This window comes from Pelobacter propionicus DSM 2379 (assembly GCF_000015045.1).
In the GTDB taxonomy this organism is placed as follows: Bacteria; Desulfobacterota; Desulfuromonadia; order Geobacterales; family Pseudopelobacteraceae; genus Pseudopelobacter; species Pseudopelobacter propionicus.
This window is the reverse complement of record NC_008609.1, coordinates 2,010,509-2,028,601: the sequence shown is the minus strand read 5'-3', so window position 1 is coordinate 2,028,601 and position 18,093 is coordinate 2,010,509. Positions and strand designations below refer to the sequence as shown.

10 protein-coding genes and 1 pseudogene are annotated in these 18,093 nt (G+C 44.0%); 10 read left to right on the top strand and 1 reads right to left on the bottom strand.

Going from position 1 to position 18,093, the window contains the following annotated elements; translation table 11 throughout:
* Positions 1-170: 170 nt before the first annotated feature.
* On the bottom strand, positions 171-1,178 hold the full coding sequence (locus PPRO_RS09340) for a cell division protein FtsZ (protein ID WP_049759685.1): 1,008 nt from the start codon (positions 1,176-1,178) through the stop codon (positions 171-173).
* Between the two features lie 425 nt (positions 1,179-1,603).
* Between PPRO_RS09340 and PPRO_RS09335 the strand changes: the two genes are divergently transcribed.
* From PPRO_RS09335 to xseB, 10 genes and pseudogenes are all read left to right on the top strand, one after another.
* Positions 1,604-5,122 (top strand): helicase-related protein, encoded by a 3,519-nt coding sequence (locus PPRO_RS09335; RefSeq protein WP_011735763.1) that lies wholly within the window; start codon positions 1,604-1,606, stop codon positions 5,120-5,122.
* 9 nt (positions 5,123-5,131) lie between these two features.
* Positions 5,132-8,004 (top strand): annotated as a pseudogene (locus PPRO_RS20140) (DUF1156 domain-containing protein).
* Positions 8,005-8,026: 22 nt separating this feature from the next.
* Positions 8,027-10,879, top strand: a complete 2,853-nt coding sequence (locus PPRO_RS09330) for an ATP-binding protein (protein ID WP_011735762.1) — start codon at positions 8,027-8,029, stop codon at positions 10,877-10,879.
* 151 nt (positions 10,880-11,030) lie between these two features.
* Positions 11,031-13,142, top strand: a complete 2,112-nt coding sequence (locus PPRO_RS09325) for an ATP-dependent nuclease (RefSeq protein WP_011735761.1) — start codon at positions 11,031-11,033, stop codon at positions 13,140-13,142.
* On the top strand, positions 13,139-14,914 hold the full coding sequence (locus tag PPRO_RS09320; RefSeq protein WP_011735760.1) for a UvrD-helicase domain-containing protein: 1,776 nt from the start codon (positions 13,139-13,141) through the stop codon (positions 14,912-14,914). The genes PPRO_RS09325 and PPRO_RS09320 overlap by 4 nt, the downstream gene beginning before the upstream one ends.
* A gap of 43 nt (positions 14,915-14,957) precedes the next feature.
* Positions 14,958-15,242 (top strand): integration host factor subunit alpha, encoded by a 285-nt coding sequence (locus PPRO_RS09315; protein ID WP_011735759.1) that lies wholly within the window; start codon positions 14,958-14,960, stop codon positions 15,240-15,242.
* The gene (locus tag PPRO_RS09310) at positions 15,239-16,030 is read left to right on the top strand and encodes a DNA/RNA non-specific endonuclease (protein WP_011735758.1); all 792 of its coding nucleotides are present in this window, start codon (positions 15,239-15,241) and stop codon (positions 16,028-16,030) included. The genes PPRO_RS09315 and PPRO_RS09310 overlap by 4 nt, the downstream gene beginning before the upstream one ends.
* Positions 16,030-16,284, top strand: coding sequence for a hypothetical protein (locus PPRO_RS09305; protein WP_041532233.1), 255 nt, complete (start codon positions 16,030-16,032; stop codon positions 16,282-16,284). The genes PPRO_RS09310 and PPRO_RS09305 overlap by 1 nt, the downstream gene beginning before the upstream one ends.
* Positions 16,281-17,873: an exodeoxyribonuclease VII large subunit gene (gene xseA / locus PPRO_RS09300; RefSeq protein ID WP_011735756.1), complete on the top strand. Its 1,593-nt coding sequence runs from the start codon at positions 16,281-16,283 to the stop codon at positions 17,871-17,873. The genes PPRO_RS09305 and xseA overlap by 4 nt, the downstream gene beginning before the upstream one ends.
* Positions 17,870-18,088 (top strand): exodeoxyribonuclease VII small subunit, encoded by a 219-nt coding sequence (xseB, locus tag PPRO_RS09295; RefSeq protein ID WP_011735755.1) that lies wholly within the window; start codon positions 17,870-17,872, stop codon positions 18,086-18,088. Before xseA ends, xseB begins: the two co-directional genes overlap by 4 nt.
* The last annotated feature ends 5 nt before the right edge of the window (positions 18,089-18,093 follow it).

Below are 18,093 nucleotides of genomic sequence, written 5' to 3'. Positions count from 1 at the left end.
TGTACCCCTCAATCTGACGCCAATATTGTAAGCTAACAGTGTCACATAGGAGTATTTGGCATTTTCTGCCGATTTTGCACCAGGTTAGGCTTCAAGCTCCACAGCCCGACAATCTTCATACGAATCATCCGCTTCGTGACCATACCTATCAATCACGCATTGCCTGAATTTTATAATAAATATGAAGGGACATCATAATTTGTGTTCTCTGTCCGTATTGTTGCAGTCGGTTCAGATTTGGACAAATATACCGTCACTTTAATTTTATCCTCCAGGCGGTCATCAACAGTAAAACAAATTTTGATCTGGGTGTCATCGCTGATTTTGCTGCAAATGAACTTGTTGACTTCATTGTAATCGGCCATTGTCATATCGCTCGAACCGGCAATATTCACCAGTACGTCACTGGCCTGAGCGATATCAACACCTCCTCGGGAAAGAGGGTGCATAGCCTTTTGGGCAGCTTTCAATGCACGATCATGTCCTGAAGCCTCGCCTATTCCAAAAGTAATCGGATATTCACTTGGCAGAACGCGAATTATATCCCCAGGGTCAATTGCCGGGAAGCGTGGTCTCAGAAGGTCTGTAATTCCACGTACAGCCTCAGTGAGAATTGCATCACCTGTTAACACCTCCAAAAGGTTCTGCTCGGTGGAACCGACAGCAGCCATACCCTCATTCGGAATAACAATCAAAGAGTCCACTCGCTTTCCGAGAGCACGAACCCCTTCTTCGGCCGTTTCCATGCGTATTTTGCCTTCATGATTAAAAGGCAGCGTTACAATGCCAACAGTCATCAATGCTCCCGACACCTTGGCAGCATCTGCAATGACTTGAACAGCACCTGTACCTGTGCAACCTCCCATTCTGGCAACAATAATTACAACATCGGCACCCTTCAGAGCCTCCCCAATTTCTTGTCGTGATTCTTCAGCATCAGCACGGTCTGATTCAGGCCTCGAACCTGAGCCACCGTCTTTTGTCGTGTTCACGCCAAGTCGGATTTTAATCGGAGCTGAAGAGGTTTCCAATGCTTGAGCTTCTGTATCGACTGCAATGAAATCGACCCCCCGGATTTTTGCTTTTATCATGCTCTCCAGGGCCAGGACACCAACCCCGCCGACACCAACGACTTTAACAACTAAACGGTCACACTCTTCCGAATCATTGATACTCATATAACCTCCCGTTAATACACTGAATGTTAAATTATTCACTTCAACAACAAATTACAGTTTCCCAGCGCCATTATCGGGCTTTCCATGAAATCCATGCAGATATTCAAACGGTTCCGCAGTGAGGCACATTACAGCAGCATTCTTCAGTTGCCAACTCCATATGGCCAATTTCACGCAACAGCCACTGCAATCAATTCATAAGCCAAAATTATCATTTTGGCAGCTATTTCTAGGCAAAACAGCCAAAATTTATGCAATAAAATCCAATTAGTTAGGCGGTTAGCCTAAATTGATGGTAAGAAAGCCAGTTTTTTGGCAGAGTTAGCCAAAATCGTTTTAAATGGTCCACTGCAGGACATAAACTCTACATAAAGGCCCAGTATTGTGATATGTTTCCAAGGTTTTATGAATGGGTGGAGGATTGAATGCTTAAGCTGGAAGAAATCCGTAAAAACGCTGCCGTAAATGGCATTGAGCCAGGACAGACCGTCCGAATTGTCACGACCGAACCAGTTGGAACAGACGCTCTCACTGTTTATTACAAGACATCAGATGGACGTGTTCTGGAAAGAATGCTGTTCCGAACGGATGAGCTTCAGCTATCAATTACTAAAGCAGGTCGTCCATGGTCCTTCGACGCAGACGGAGCAGATTTTAAAATAGCGACCGAGGCATACCGAATCAATCTCGCCTACCTCTTCGACAGTATGATGGCTGTTCATACTTCAAACGTTCAGCCCCTTCCACATCAAATCACAGCCGTATATGAATCAATGCTTCCCCGTCAACCATTAAGGTATGTCCTTGCCGATGATCCTGGTGCAGGTAAAACGGTCATGGCTGGCTTATATATCCGTGAGCTTATGATGCGGGCTGATGCACAACGAGTCCTGATTATTGCTCCGGGTAGCCTGGTAGAACAATGGCAAGACGAACTTTACGAAAAATTCGGACTCACATTCACCATATTTAGCCGTGAACTTGAACAGCAGTCCCGAACTGGCAATGCGTTTTATGAAAACGATACCCTTATTGCCCGTCTTGACCAATTAAGCCGCAGTGAAGACCTTCAAGAGAAGTTGACGTCTGTAAACTGGGACTTGGTGATTTTCGACGAGGCTCATAAGCTTTCTGCTACATGGTACGGTCAAAAAGTCACTGAAACAAAACGTTTCAAATTGGCTAAGTTCCTTGGTTCAACTACCCGCCATCTCTTACTGATGACTGCTACACCGCATAACGGAAAAGAAGAAGACTTCCAGCTATTCTTGTCATTGCTCGATTCCGACCGGTTTTACGGCAAATTCCGTGATGGCGCGCATAAGGTTGATACTTCCGATTTAATGCGGCGCATGGTCAAAGAGGAATTACTGAAATTTGACGGGACAAAACTGTTCCCCGAACGTAGGGCCTATACTGCAAACTACCAACTCTCAGAAATGGAGGCTCGCCTTTATCATTCAGTAACAGAATACGTCAAAGAGGAAATGAACAAAGCTGATGAACTTGAAGGTGGACGCAGAGGCACCGTAGGATTCGCCCTTACTGCCCTTCAACGTCGTCTTGCGTCAAGCCCAGAAGCTATTTATCAATCACTTAAACGACGTCATTTAAAGCTCAAGCGCCGGGTAGCAGATGAAAAACTTCGCCAACGCGGACAATTACTGACGGAAGTGACTGGCTTTGACGTACCGGAAAATATATATGATTCCGCTGATGAAATGGGAGATGATGAATACGAACGCTTTGAAGAGGCTGTTGTTGACCAAGCGACAGCAGCACAGACTATCCAAGAACTCGAAGTAGAGATTCATATTCTCGAAGGGCTTGTAAATCAAGCAAGCGACGTTGTTCATTCCGGGCAAGACCGCAAGTGGGAAGAGTTGTCAAACCTTCTCCAAAATACCCCTGAAATGCGAGACAAGGATGGACGCCAGCGTAAACTCATCATCTTTACGGAGCATAAGGACACGCTTCATTACCTCGTAATGAAAATTCGTGGTCTCATAGGGTCAGAAGACAGCGTTGTAACGATACATGGCGGAGTAAAGCGTGACGACCGCCGGAAAATTCAGGAATTGTTTAGAAACGACCCCGAAGTCAGGGTTCTGGTTGCCACCGACGCTGCCGGTGAGGGTATCAACCTTCAGAACGCTAATTTAATGGTCAATTATGATCTTCCCTGGAATCCAAATCGCCTGGAACAACGCTTTGGTCGTATCCACCGTATCGGTCAAGATCAGGTCTGCCACTTGTGGAACATGGTGGCTAACGAAACCCGTGAAGGAGATGTATTCCAGCGCCTCCTGGATAAGCTCGAAATCGAACGACAAGCACTTGGCGGGAGAGTCTTCGACATCCTTGGGGAAGTGTTTGAGAACAAGTCCCTCCGTGAACTGCTGATTGACGCAGTTCGTTATGGTGACGACCCTATCCGCCAACTTGAGTTGAATCATGTCGTTGATGAAGCACTCGATACGACTCACTTGCGGAACATTATGAATCGCAATGCTCTTTGTGAAGAGATCATGGATGAACAAAAGCTCTTTGCCGTCAAAGACGATATGGAAAAGGCTGAAGCACGGAAGCTGCAGCCATATTTCATAAGAGCCTTCTTCAATCAGGCATTCAAACAATTGGGTGGTGAATTACGTCCGCGTGAAGCAGGTCGTTTTGAAATAATGAACGTCCCCGCCATAATCCGTGAGCGTGACCGTCAAATATCCGGTCGGGACAGGTTTTCCCGCGACCCGGTGTTAAAACGCTACGAAAGAGTCTGTTTTGAAAAACAGAACATTCGGATTACCAGCAACAAGTCAATGGCGAGTTTACTTCATCCTGGTCATCCCCTAATGCAATCAACGATTGATTTGATGCTTGAGGCTCACCGGTCAAAACTGAAGCAAGGAGCAATTCTGGTTGACCACGGTGACCCTGGTCTTGTTCCGAAAGTAATGTTCCTCATTGACCATTCTGTTAGAGAGGGGAATCAGCCGGATAAGGCAATTTCACGAAGGATACAATTCGTAGAAATTGACCAGACCAGCAATGCAGTTAATGCCGGATGGGCACCTCATCTCGACCTTGAACCGATTGAAAAGAGCGACCTCGCCCTAATTGAAAACATTCTAAATGGTGACTGGCTCAACAGAGACCTTGAACAGGTTGCCCTGTCATATGCTTCTCAAAATATGATTCCGATTCATTTTGACGAGATAAAAGCTCGGCGGGAGCGTCAGGTTGACAAGACGCTTTCTGCTGTCAATGAACGCCTGGTTAAAGAAATCAACTACTGGAGCGACCGTTACATAAAGCTCCAAGACGATGTAAACGCAGGAAGGCAACCACGGGTTCAGCTTGAAAATGTCCGGCGGACCATTGATGAACTGACGGCACGGCTTGAAACAAGGAAGAAAGAGCTTGTGGCAATGCGTCATGTGATTTCATCCACACCGTTAATTGTCGGCGGTGCTTTGGTTATCCCAGCAGGTTTACTTGCACAATGTAAAGGCAGCAATGAATTCTGTGCCGACGCTGAATCCCGTGCAAGAGTTGAAATGGTTGCCATGCAAGCGGTAATGAATCTGGAAAGAAGCTTAGGGTATGAAGTTACTGACGTATCTGCTGAAAAATGTGGGTGGGATGTCACGTCAAGACCGCCCATGAAGGATGGCAAAATCCCAGAAGTTCGTCACATTGAAGTAAAAGGTCGAGCAAAAGGTCAAACGACCATTACCGTTACCAGGAATGAAATTCTATATGGCTTGAATCAATCGGACAAATTTGTTCTTGCTGTGGTTCTGGTGGATGGTAATAACCATGAAGGACCACATTATATATGGAATCCATTCACCCATGAACCAGATTGGGGCGTTACCAGCATCAATTACGACCTGGCACAATTACTTGGAAAAGCACAAAACCCAAATTCAGTAACGAACTAAAAGGCCCTTATGATCGAGATTAAAGCACCAAAAAAACTGATTGAGGTGGCATTGCCTCTTGATGACATAAACAAGGCGGCATCGAGAGAAAAGTCCATACGTCACGGACATCCATCAACAATTCACTTGTGGTGGGCACGTCGCCCTTTGGCTGCAGCACGTGCTGTACTTTTTGCTCAGTTAGTTAATGACCCTGGATATGAACGAAGTCTTGGACGTGGGATAAATAAAGAAAATGCCCAGGCTCAAAGAGAAAGATTATTTGAAATAATCCGTCAACTCGTTTTGTGGGAAAACACTAACAACGAAGAAGTCCTTGAAAAAGCTCGCGTAGAAATTCGTAAAAGTTGGGTAGAAACCTGCGCACTTAATAAGAATCACCCTAACGCGGAAGAATTATTTAACCCTGATATTTTGCCAGCTACACATGACCCTTTTGCCGGTGGTGGCACAATTCCGCTTGAGGCACAACGTTTAGGATTGGAAAGTCATGCTACTGACTTGAACCCTGTCGCAGTCTTTTAAATAAAGCAATGATTGAAATACCTCCGAAACATTCTGGAATTACCCCGATTGGTCCGATACCTAAAAGCGACAAACAATTAAAGCTTCACAATGACTGGTCAAAAGCAAATGGTCTTGCAGAAGATGTTCGTAGATATGGTATATGGATAAAGGGTCAAGTATACAAACGTTTAGAGAATCTATATCCACAAATAGAAATTACTGCCGAAGAAGCAAAAAATAGACCTGAATTAAAACCGCTGATTGGCGAGAAATTAACTGTTATTGCATGGATCTGGGCACGTACGGTCAGGAGTCCAAACCCTGCATTCAGTCACGTCGAAGTGCCATTAACAACTACATTTTATATTTCAAGTAAGGCTACAAGGGAGGCTTATATTGAGCCGATTATCGACGGTGATAAATATCACTTTGTAGTTCATACCGGAAAGCCGACGGATATTGAGTCGGTAAAAAGTGGTACAAAGCTGGCTCGTGGTGCCAATTTTAAGTGTTTGTTATCTGGTACCCCTATTGACAGCAAATACATTAAATCAGAGGGATTGGCTGGGCGAATAGGATCAAGACTTTTAGCGATTATTACCGAAGGACCAAAAGGAAAGATTTATTTATCTCCGACCGAACAGCATGAAGAAATAGTTCGGCAAGCAAATCCTAATTGGAAACCTAATTTAGCACTTCCTGATGACCCACGGAACTTTTGGACACTGAATTATGGTCTTGGAAATTATGGTGATTTATTCACGCCACGCCAACTTGTTGCTTTATCAACTTTTTCAGAAGTAATACAAGAAGCAAGGACAAAAATTGATAGTGATATAGCAAAGCACACCGAAAAAAATAAAGACCAAAAGTATAACGGTTATTCTGAGGCTATTTGTGTTTACTTGGCGTTAGCGGTTGGAAGGTGTGCAAATTACTGGTCATCTCTTACGCCTTGGGGCGGTGATTTTATTGTTCAAACCTTCGGTAGAAATGCAATTCCCATGATATGGGACCATGCAGAAGGCAACCCATTTTCAAGCTCAACAGGTAATTGGCTTGGGGCAATTGATTGGATTAATCGGGTTTTGAAGTTTGCAATTCCAGCAAACAGTCCTGGGCATTCAACCCAGTTCGACGCACAAACCCAGACTATCTCAAAAAATAAGGTAATCTCAACTGACCCTCCTTATTACGATAATATATCGTATTCAGATTTGTCCGATTTTTTCTATATTTGGTTAAGACATGTTCTTAAGCCAATCATTCCAGAACTATTCCAGACTTTATCGACTCCCAAAGGGGAAGAACTAATTGCCCAACCTTATCGTCAGGGCGGGAAAGAGGCGTCTGAAACTTTTTTCTTGAACGGCATGACAATAGCAATGACAAACATTGCTAACCAAGCAAATAAAGCATTCCCTGTAACAATTTACTATGCGTTTAAGCAATCGAAAACTAACGAAGCGGGAACCGCGTCCACTGGTTGGGAGACTTTTTTAGAAGCCGTATTAAACGCAGGATTCTACATAACCGGGACTTGGCCCCTCCGGACAGAGCGGGACCAAGGTCTCAAAACCGGCACCAATGCACTTGCTTCAAGCATTATTCTTGTATGTCGTATGCGAGAATCTGATGCTCTTTCAATTTCTCGACGAGAATTCCAACGTGAATTAAAAGAAGCAATGCCTGAAGCTCTTGAAGATATGATAGGCGGAAAAGAAGGCATGTCCCCTATTGCACCTGTTGACCTTGCCCAAGCTGCAATTGGTCCAGGCATGGCTGTATTTTCGAAATATGAAGCAGTAATTGAAGCTGATGGTCAAAAAATGACGGTTCATACTGCTCTGACATTAATCAACAAAGAAATTGACGACTATTTTGGTGGTCAATCCTTTGATGCTGATACCAATTTCTGTATTTCGTGGTTTGAAGAGAATGACTGGCGTGCAGGCCAATTTGGGCAAGCCGATATACTTTCAAGAGCCAAAGGTACAACCGTTGATGGTGTGAAAGAAGCGGGTGTCATTGAATCTGGTGCCGGACGTGTTCGACTTTTAAAATATTCTGAATATCCTGCAGATTGGGACCCAGGAAAAGACAACCGCACTCCTGCGTGGGAATCATTACATCAGCTCATTCGTGCCATTCAATCAGAAGGCGAAACTGCTGCTGGGATTCTATTAGCTCGTATGCCAGAACGTGGCGAATCAATCCGCCAGCTTTCATACAGGCTTTATACTCTTTGTGAACGTAATGGATGGGCAGAAGATGCACGTCCTTACAATGAATTGATTGCTGCATGGCACGAAGTTGAAAAGATTTCGCATGAAGTTGGTCACACTGGCTCTCAGATCGAAATGAACCTACAATAAATCCCTTAAACGGTGGTGTAATATGAACCTCAAACCTTGGCGTGAAGTTGCGATTCCGCATGAAGACGTCCTTAAAGGAACATTTCAGCAAGCCGAGTTTGCTGCTGACCTGACCCAGGTTCACAACGGAACTGCTTCCGAAGAATACTTGAATCCTGAGCTGTTTTATAAGCGGACATTTATAACAGAAGGTATGCGACTATTACTGGACTCGGTCATTCGCCGTCTGTGCGGTAAAGGCGGAGACCCGGTCATTCAGCTTCAAACAGCCTTCGGTGGCGGTAAGACGCACACCATGCTTGCCGTTTACCATCTTGCTTCAGGAAAATGTCATGTAAATGATTTACAAGGAATTCCACCACTGCTAGATGCTGCAAGTATTACGGAATTACCGACGGCCAGAATAGTCGTTCTAGACGGCAACAACCTTGCCCCTAATCAACCACGTAAGCGCGGTAGCGTTACGGTTCATACCATCTGGGGGGAACTTGCTTGGCAGTTGGGCAAAGAAGCAGGATATGAAAAGGTTCGCGCAGCCGACGTAAGCGGAACATCTCCCGGCAAAGAGAACCTGGTCGAACTAATTCTGGAAAACGCACCTTGTGTTATCCTGGTTGACGAACTGGTTGCGTATCTGCGTCAATTTGAAGATGGGAACAAGCTGACCGGCGGAACGTTCGATTCAAACCTGTCCTTCTTTCAAGCTCTTACCGAAGCCCTAAAATCCGTTCCTAATGCAATGCTGTTGGCTTCTCTTCCGCAATCGGAGAAAGAGGCTGGAAGCAATCGCGGTGTTACAGCATTAAAAGCCTTGGAACATTACTTTGCCCGCGTTCAAGCTATCTGGAAGCCAGTCGGAACGGACGAATCATTCGAAATCGTTCGTAGGAGGCTATTCTCTTCGATTAACGACCGTGTTGCTGCGGAAAATGTCTGTCGAACTTTTGCGGACTTCTACATTGCAAACAGTGCCGACTTCCCCCGCGAAACGCAGGAAAGCAGGTATTTCGACCGTCTTATCTCAGCCTATCCGATTCACCCAGAAGTTTTCAGTCGCCTATATGAAGACTGGTCTACTCTCGAAAATTTTCAGCGAACTCGTGGCGTACTTAAAATGATGGCAAAGGTCATTTACCGTCTTTGGAAAGATGACAACAAAGACTTGCTGATTCAGCCTGGGAATTTGCCACTATATGACGCTGATGTGCGGAACGAAGTTATTTACTATCTCCCGCCGGGCTGGGACCCGGTTATGGAACGGGACATCGACGGTGAGCGGGCCGAGACGACTGAAATAGACAGCAAGGATACTAGACTCGGAAGCGTCCAAGCATCTCGTCGTTCTGCAAGGACAATCTTCCTTGGTAGTGCGCCATGTACTGCTAATCAAATGGCAAGGGGCATCGAGGCTGAACAGATTATGTTGGGCTGTGTTCAACCTGGTCAGCAAACCGGAATTTTCAAGGATGCGCTGCGCCGTCTTGCTGACAGACTTCATTACCTGAATTCCGGGAATAATAGGTTCTGGTTCGACGTTCGACCGAACCTGCGTCGGGAAATGGAAGAACGGAAACGGCGCTTCCAGGATGCGGAACATGTTTATCCAGAAATAAGAACAAGACTTCAGCAAAGCCTGTCGTCTGGCGTATTTGCCGGGAACCATGTCTTTGTGCCGCACAATGACGTGCCTGATGATTTTCAGCTTCGCCTTGTAGTTCTTCCGCCGAATTTTGCATTCAGTCGTGCCGGTGAAAACCTGGCTGTGCAAAAAGCCGGTGAATATCTGAAAAACCGTGGTGACCAACCACGATTGAAGCAGAACCGACTTATCTTCCTAACAGCTGACATGGAGAACGTCAGCCGTTTGAAAGACCAGGTAAAAAGCGTCCTGGCTTGGAAATCCATTATTGATGATAACAGGGAAATGAAGCTGAACCTTGACCAACTTCAGGCAAGGCAAGCACAAAAGAGCCTAGAAGACGCCCAGGACGTATTGAACAGGGTCGTTAAGGACACATACAAGTGGCTTCTGGCTCCGGTTCAGGAAGCCAACGGTAAGATTTCCGAGATTAAATGGGAAAGCTTCATGGTTTCATCAAGTGCCTTGAATCTGACTCAGGAAATCGGGAAGGTCTTGAAGGATAATGAAGTGCTTATTCTTGAGTGGGCACCGATACACCTTAAAAATCTTCTTTCACGCTGGTTTTGGAAAGATGGGGCTGTTGATGCCGGTGCAATAGACGTGTGGCACAAATCTTGTTGTTATCTGTATATGCCACGGCTTAAAGATGAATCAGTTTTCCAGCGTGCTGTTTCCGCCGGGGCTTCAAGTAAGGACTTCTTCGGATTCGCTTATGGTAAGGAAGATGATAAATACATGGGGTTCAGCTGTGGGAATGCAACGACTCCCATATTTGATAATTCATTATTGCTGATTGAACCGGCATCGGCTGGAGAATATGAAATAAAGACGAAATCGGTTCCAGTCCCAGTAGACGATACAACTACAGATACTGACGGTGGTAACACAACTCCTGGTGGCGGCACTACGACTACAAATACTGGTCATGGTGGCGGTGGCAGCACCACACCTACTACACCGGAAAATGATACTCCGCCACTGCCTACTGCACCAAAGAAGAAGCTATTCTATGGTTCCCTAGAACTTGACCCAGTAAGGGCAAAAATTGATTTTGCAACGATTGTTGACGAAGTCGTACAGATATTCACTTCAAAGCATGACGTGAAGGTGAAAATCTCGATTGATATTCAAGCCGAGTCAATGTCAGGGTTTGACGAAAACGTTCAACGGTCAATCCGTGAAAACTGCAATGTTCTCAGATTCAAAAGCCATGAATTTGATACTGGGGAATAAATCTGGACATAACAACAGAAGCCGAACATTCCATACATGGCGCTTCAACTGAGTGCAGCATCGGAAGTGGATAAGATGTTCCACTGAGACTTTCTGACACAGAAAGAGAAGCAACTTCATCAGTCTGAACTTCTGAAAAGGCAAATAAATCATGCATATATCTTGTTTATCAATTCGGAACTTCAGGAACTTCAAAAGTGCCCAACTGCATTTTAGAAAAGGTATCAATACTATCATTGGAGAAAATGGCTCTGGCAAAACAAATCTTTTTTTCTCTTTACGGATTTTGATTGATAACACCCTGCCGAGATATTTCAAATTTTATCAAACTGATTTTAATAGGGTGTTGGATAGTTGGGCCGGGCATTGGATTATTATTTCAATAACATTTGACGGATTAGACACAAGCGAAGAAGCCCAGGCATTAGCGATACAGTCAAGTGGACATATGGAAACAGCCACACAAGGAAGCTATTCGGTATATTTCAGGCCGAAATACCAATTTAGAAAAGAACTTTACGAATACTCTCAGGTTGAAGGCAAGGATTCAGCAGGATTGAAACTTTTGTTGGATAAGCTGGCAATTGAAGATTATGAAACCGTCTATTTATGCAGGAGTACGGCGGATTTCAGCATAGATGATATTTATAAAAAGTACGTTGGTGATTTTGACAAGATTGAATTCCCAGACCCTGATGATAAAGAAGAATTGATATTCGGGACATGGTTACCCAAAGAAATCAATATCCACAACGAATTGTCCTGCACATTCATTAAAGCACTTAGAGACGTTGAAAGCGATTTACGTTCCTATTCAAGTAACCCACTAATAAGCCTTTTAAGAGGAAAAGAAAAGACCGTTGAAATTACTAAACAGCACGAGATTATAGAGAGTATTGACCAGCTGAACGAACAAATCAGTTCGCTCGATGAAGTGATGGAAGTAAAGAACGGTATTGATAAGAGCATTAAGGAAACGGTTGGTACTACCTATGCACCAAATATCGACATAAAGTCCGAACTTCCAAATGAAATGGAGAAACTGTTCCAATCGTTAAAACTATGGATTGGCGACCCAGACGAAGATGGTCACAAAGGGAGAATATCGGAATTGAGTTTGGGAGGTGCTAACATCATTTATCTGTCCTTAAAGTTGTTGGAATATGAAAAAGTTAAGACCGACAGGATTGCAAATTTCCTTTTGGTCGAAGAACCGGAAGCACACGTTCACACTCATATTCAAAAAACCCTTTTTAACAATCTGAAAGAGAACAAAACCCAAGTCATTGTATCAACTCATTCCACTCATATCTCGTCAGTAAGCAATATAAGCCAAGTCAATATATTGAGTCGTGGTGACAAAGAGGCTCAAATATTTTATCCGTCAAAAGGTCTGGACAAAGACGAAATTATAAGAATTGAGCGATACCTTGATGCAGTTAGAAGTAATTTACTATTTGCGAAAGGTGTTGTTTTGGTTGAAGGTGATGCGGAACAGATATTGATTCCAGAGATGTTCAAAAAAGTCTTTGGGCTTTCTTTGGATGAAATCGGTGTAAGCTTAATAAATATAGGTAGTACCGGCTTCGAAAACGTCGCGAGGATTTTTCATCCTGACAGGGTAAGGAAAAACTGTTCCATTCTCACGGATGATGATACGTCCATCGTGACACTTCCTGCAGACCCTAAAACCGACACCGAGTACCAGGCTCATTGTAGAGCATCAGAGAAAAGTGGAAAAGAAAGGAAACTTCGACTTACAGATTTTTGCAAAGGAAACACATATATAAAGCCGATTTATGCAAAGTATACGTTTGAAGTTGATTTCCTTATGAACTCTAACAGCTATGAATTTGCCAATTGCTTGGATTCGATTTATAAGCAAGGCGCTGCGATTGATAAGGCAAAAGAAAAACTTGAAAACAAGTCAGTAGAGATTGCTGGTGTCGAAGTTTTAAGGATTGCGGGCAAGCATGGTAAAGGGTGGTTGGCTTTATTGGTAGCGGAACAACTTGTATATAACACTTTCATTCCAAAATATATTCTTGAAGCCATAGCATTTGCTGCTGCGCATATTAATATATCCTCTAAAGCAAAGGCGGTACTGCATCGCATTAAACATATTCAGGAACACGATGGCAATTCGCTTCAGGAAAAGGCCAAAGACTTTGACGTTAAGGATAAATCACATGAAGAGATTGTTTCCGCTTTCATTGCTGATTTCAAAAACGACCAACTTACAACCTTTTTAGCATTCCTATGATTCTTGCTAAATTAAACCACGAGCAGAAGTTGGCCGTGAAGCAGGAAGGGCATGTATTATTGACGGCTTGTCCTGGAAGTGGGAAAACACGAGTATTAATCCATAAACTTGCCTACAACCTCTCAAAGCTTCCTGAAAACAGCAAAAAGCGAATTGCCGCCGTAACGTTCACAGTTAGGGCTTCGGAAGAAATATTTAGGCGATTAAATGGGATAGGGATTAACAGCAATAATATCTGGTCTGGCACTCTTCATTCCTTTTGCTTTGAATGGATAATAAAGCCTTATTCATGTTATCTGCCAGAATTGTCAAATGGGTTTGCAATAGCCGACGAAGCATTTTGTGCGGAATTGGTTAGCAGCCTTAAAGACAAATACAAGCTGAAGCAAATAGATCCGGTAAATTTCAGAATTAATAGAGATGGAAGTTATGTTGAAAATAAAAGTATTCAACAGAAGCTAATTGCTGAGTATCACAGCATCCTTATAAGTAACAAGCTCATAGATTTTGAGCTAATTTTGTATTATTCATACAAATTGCTTGTCACCTACCCGAATATCCAAATTACATTATCAAATATATTTGAACTGATATGTGTTGATGAATACCAGGATACTCAGGATTTACTTTATGCAATTATCTCGGTAATTATCAAGGCAGGTAACGGAAAGACATCTTTATTTTTTGTCGGGGATACTGACCAAGCTATCTACGCTTCGCTCGGTGGTGTGGCAAAAAGTTTACAGGAAATTAAAGCCGAAATAGACAATATGCCAATAACTCACTTGACTCTTACCGGAAACTATCGGTCAAGCCAAAGAATTATTGATTTTTACTCAAATTTTCAAACTCAAAAGTATCAGATTCATGCTGTCGGAAAAAACGCCAAGGAAGAAGGGCTTATAACGTTCAATTCAGATATTCATCATTCAAATATTGTTGATGAAATTGCGAAATTGATTCAATTAAGTTTAGACACAGGCATTCCAGAAAACGAAATTTGTGTTCTCGTTCCTCAATGGTGGTTAATAACGATTGTTACGAAGAAATTGCGTGCATCATTGCCAGGTGTGAGTTTTGACGCATCCGGGTTAGCACCCATGTCAAAAAACAGAGAAAATATTTGGTATAAACTATCACGTCTTTTGCTTACTGAACCAAATCCGAAAATTTATTCTTCAAGGTACAGATGGGCAACTGATTTAATTGATAGTTTCCGTGTTGACACAAATACTGAATTCAATGAACTTTATAAAAATGAACGTGACCTGTTGAGGCTTATTAATTCCATAAAGTCTTCTGAAATGGAAGGTATTGATTATTTAAACGATTGTTTTGACCAATTTCTGCAAATCATAGGCATCGACCAGCTTAAATATCCACAACTTGTAGAACACAGGAACCTGTTCTTCGATAATATTGATAAAAGATTGAATGACGATACCTTTAAGGTGCCAAGTGATATTCAATCATTCAAAAGTTTTTACAGGGAAATGACAGGCGTAATAATCAATACATGTGTTGGTGTAAAAGGCGAAGAGTTTGATACGGTCATTTCCTATGGACTGTTAAACGGCTACGTCCCTCATTGGAATGATATTTTTTCCGGCAGGGCATCTGATGCAGCAAAAAAATTGTTATATGTTATTTGTTCACGAGCCAAGAAGAATTTACACCTGATAAGTGAAATTGGCAGGACAACGAAAAGTGGGTCTGATTTAGGCATTACGCCCGAGCTAAAATGCATCAAATTCGAGTATGATGTTGTCTAAACATAAATATTGTTGCACATAAATGATTATTTGGAAGAATTAAATGACAAAAGCTGACATTTTTGAAAAAGTATCCTCGAACCTAGGCTACACAAAAAAAGAATCCGCTGAACTGGTAGAAGCAGTGTTCTCCTTAATCAAAAGTACACTGGAATCCGGTGAAAAAATTAAGATAGCCGGTTTTGGGAACTTTGAGGTCAAGCAGAAGGCAGACCGTCGTGGTCGCAACCCGCAGAACGGTGAGACAATCACCATCGAGGCACGTCGTATCCTTACCTTTAAGCCGAGCGGTGTCCTTAAAACAGCGATTAACGGTGCAAAGCAGTGATACGTCCTTATCTATTGTCAATTACAGCATTATTGCTGAGTGCCGGAATTGCGTTCGCTGCTGACACCTCGTGCCCTGAACATTTTACCGGTGGAAAAGCACCTGACATCATCAATCAGAAAATGACCGCCAAGACCCTTGAAATCTGTTATTCGGGTTATGCGCTCAAGCATTCCGGCATTACCCGCACTCCACTTTACTCAGCAGAACACCTGACCCGAGAACGCATGCTTCATGGCAAGGGGCTTAAGCGCCAAAGCAAGTTCTTCCCGGATACCAACATCCCCGCTTCTGAAAGAGCGGAACTCCATCATTATGCGCGGTCAGGTTATGACCGTGGCCATGTTGCGCCTTCTGCAGATATGTTCGATATACAATCGCAGCAAGAGTGTTTCAGCCTTGCCAACATGGTTCCGCAAGTTCCAGAGAACAACCGTGGCCCCTGGGAAGGTATTGAATCTACGATTCGGAAAATGGCCAAAGACCGAGGCGACATCTATGTTGTCACCGGCCCGATTTACCAGGGTGAAATTCAGAAAATAGGCGGCGCCGTCATGGTGCCGACCAAACTCTTCAAAGCGGTGTATGACCCGCATCGTCAGGAATCAGGAGCTTATCTGATAGACAATACTGCAGATGCGCAACCTGAGAAAATCAGTGTCGCGGACTTGGAGAAGATTACCGGAATCAGCCTGTTCCCAGCAGTCGGTGACGCTACAAAATCTCTACTCATGCGCCTACCTGAACCGAAGTCATATAAGGAACGGAAGCGGAAAGGTGATCGGTGATGGCTAAGAAATCATTTTCACCCTATCATAATGAAGCCGATAGTCTCCAGATAGCTGACCTGACTATTGAAAACCGGTTAGACCGGATTTGTATCTACGGCTCCATCGACCTTTGGAAAGATAAAGATGGCCTGAAAGTCGCACAACAACTGAAAACCATCATTGACCAGACCATATCTGAACTTGAAAAATGTGACCTACCGGAAAAAGTGGAATTAACTAAGTCAGAAACAGTAGCCAACCCTTTTGAATGATGAGTGATGATGTAATCAAACGCTTCTTCCCCTTATCAAGTATCACCACTCGCATCAGTGAACTGCTGCAACCTGCCATAACCAAGCGGTTCTGGGTAAAGGCCGAAGTCATGTCCGGTCGGGAACGTGGAGGTGCATTCTACTGTGACCTGATTGAAACCGGTGCCAATGGCAAGATAGCAGCCAAAATATCCTGCACCATCTGGTCACAGGAACTGACCAGCATTCGCAATCTCTTCAAATCTAAAGGTATGGACTTGGTACTGACTGATGGGACGGTGGTCGGTTTCCAGTGTTCTCTGCAATACAGCCCGCAATACGGCATCTCCCTTCGTGTAATTGACGCTGACCCCTCGTTCGCTTTGGGGGAAATGGAACTCAAAAAACGGGAAATCATCGAACGACTTCAGAGAGAAGGACTGTTCCAACCGAACAAAGAGTGTTTTGTTCCGCTGTTACCGCAGAATATCGGTTTGATTTCCAGTTTTGGCAGTGCCGCATACAACGACTTTATTCAGACCCTAACCACTTCTATGTTCGGCTTCAAAATCCATATGGCTGATGCCATGATGCAAGGTGAACAGACTGAAAAATCCGTTCTTCGTGCTATGGATGCGCTCTGTAAGCTTGGTGTGGAATTGATTGTCATTGCGCGTGGCGGAGGCAGCAAGACAGACCTCTACTTCCTTGACAACGAAGCTGTCGCCCGCAAGATTGCCGCTTGCACAATCCCCGTCTGGACCGGCATCGGTCATGAAATCGACACCAGTGTGCTGGATTACGTAGCCAACAAATCATTCAAGACGCCGACGGCAGTCGCGGAAGAGCTTGTTGCACGATTTATTCAGATGCAACGTCAACTGGAGGAAGCGTCGAATACCCTACAAACGGTATGGGCATATCGCTTCAAAATAGACCGAGAGTATCTTGACAGAGCAATAATCGGCATTCATCAAGGACCAAGAAAGCTATTGGAAGTTACCGTCAGCAATTTGCGTGAACAGGCGCAGGATTTACGGCATCTGGTATCAGAGCGCCTATCAACCGAACATATCCAGCTTGAAAGTAAGCGGAGCCAGCTAAAATCATTACCGCTTGCTGTCATCCAAAAACAGATAGAGCGCCTCTCTTCCAAGAAGCAGAATATCGGAACTCAGGTAAAGTTTGCTTTATCCGGTTGGACTGGCACAATGAGCCGATTGAAAGGCCGCTTCGACAAGAATCGTTATATCAAGCGACTACAGGTTGAAAGTGACGCACATGATAAGTCCAGTCAACAACTGCTGAGCCGATTTACCGCAGCGGTAAAGCTTTTGACTATGCAGCAGTGGAATCGAAAAGAACGCTTCCGGGTAGAAAAAGTCAAGCAGCGCATCATGGTCGAGCGCAAGAGCCTGAATGACAAGATGGCAACTATTCGGGCAACTGACCCGCAGAATGCGCTGCAACGCGGGTTCGCGCTGGTATACCGGCAGGATGGTCAGCTTATCCGGTCAATACACGATATAAATAAATCTGATACCATACGGACACATGTAGTTGACGGCACTGTAATCAGCGAAGTGGTCGCCAAGGAGGCAAAAGCATGAGTGAAGCAACTGATGAACTCTCTTATGAGCAGAAAGTAGCTAGGTTGGATGAAATACTGACCCGACTCGACAATTCGGAAACACCTATCGACGAACTAGCCAAGGACGTCAAGGAGGGTGCCAAACTCATCAAGGAGCTTGACCAGAAGCTGAAGCAGGTTGAAACAGAGGTGTTGGATGCCTTCAAAGAACTGGAAAACAGCAATAATGCTTAAACGAG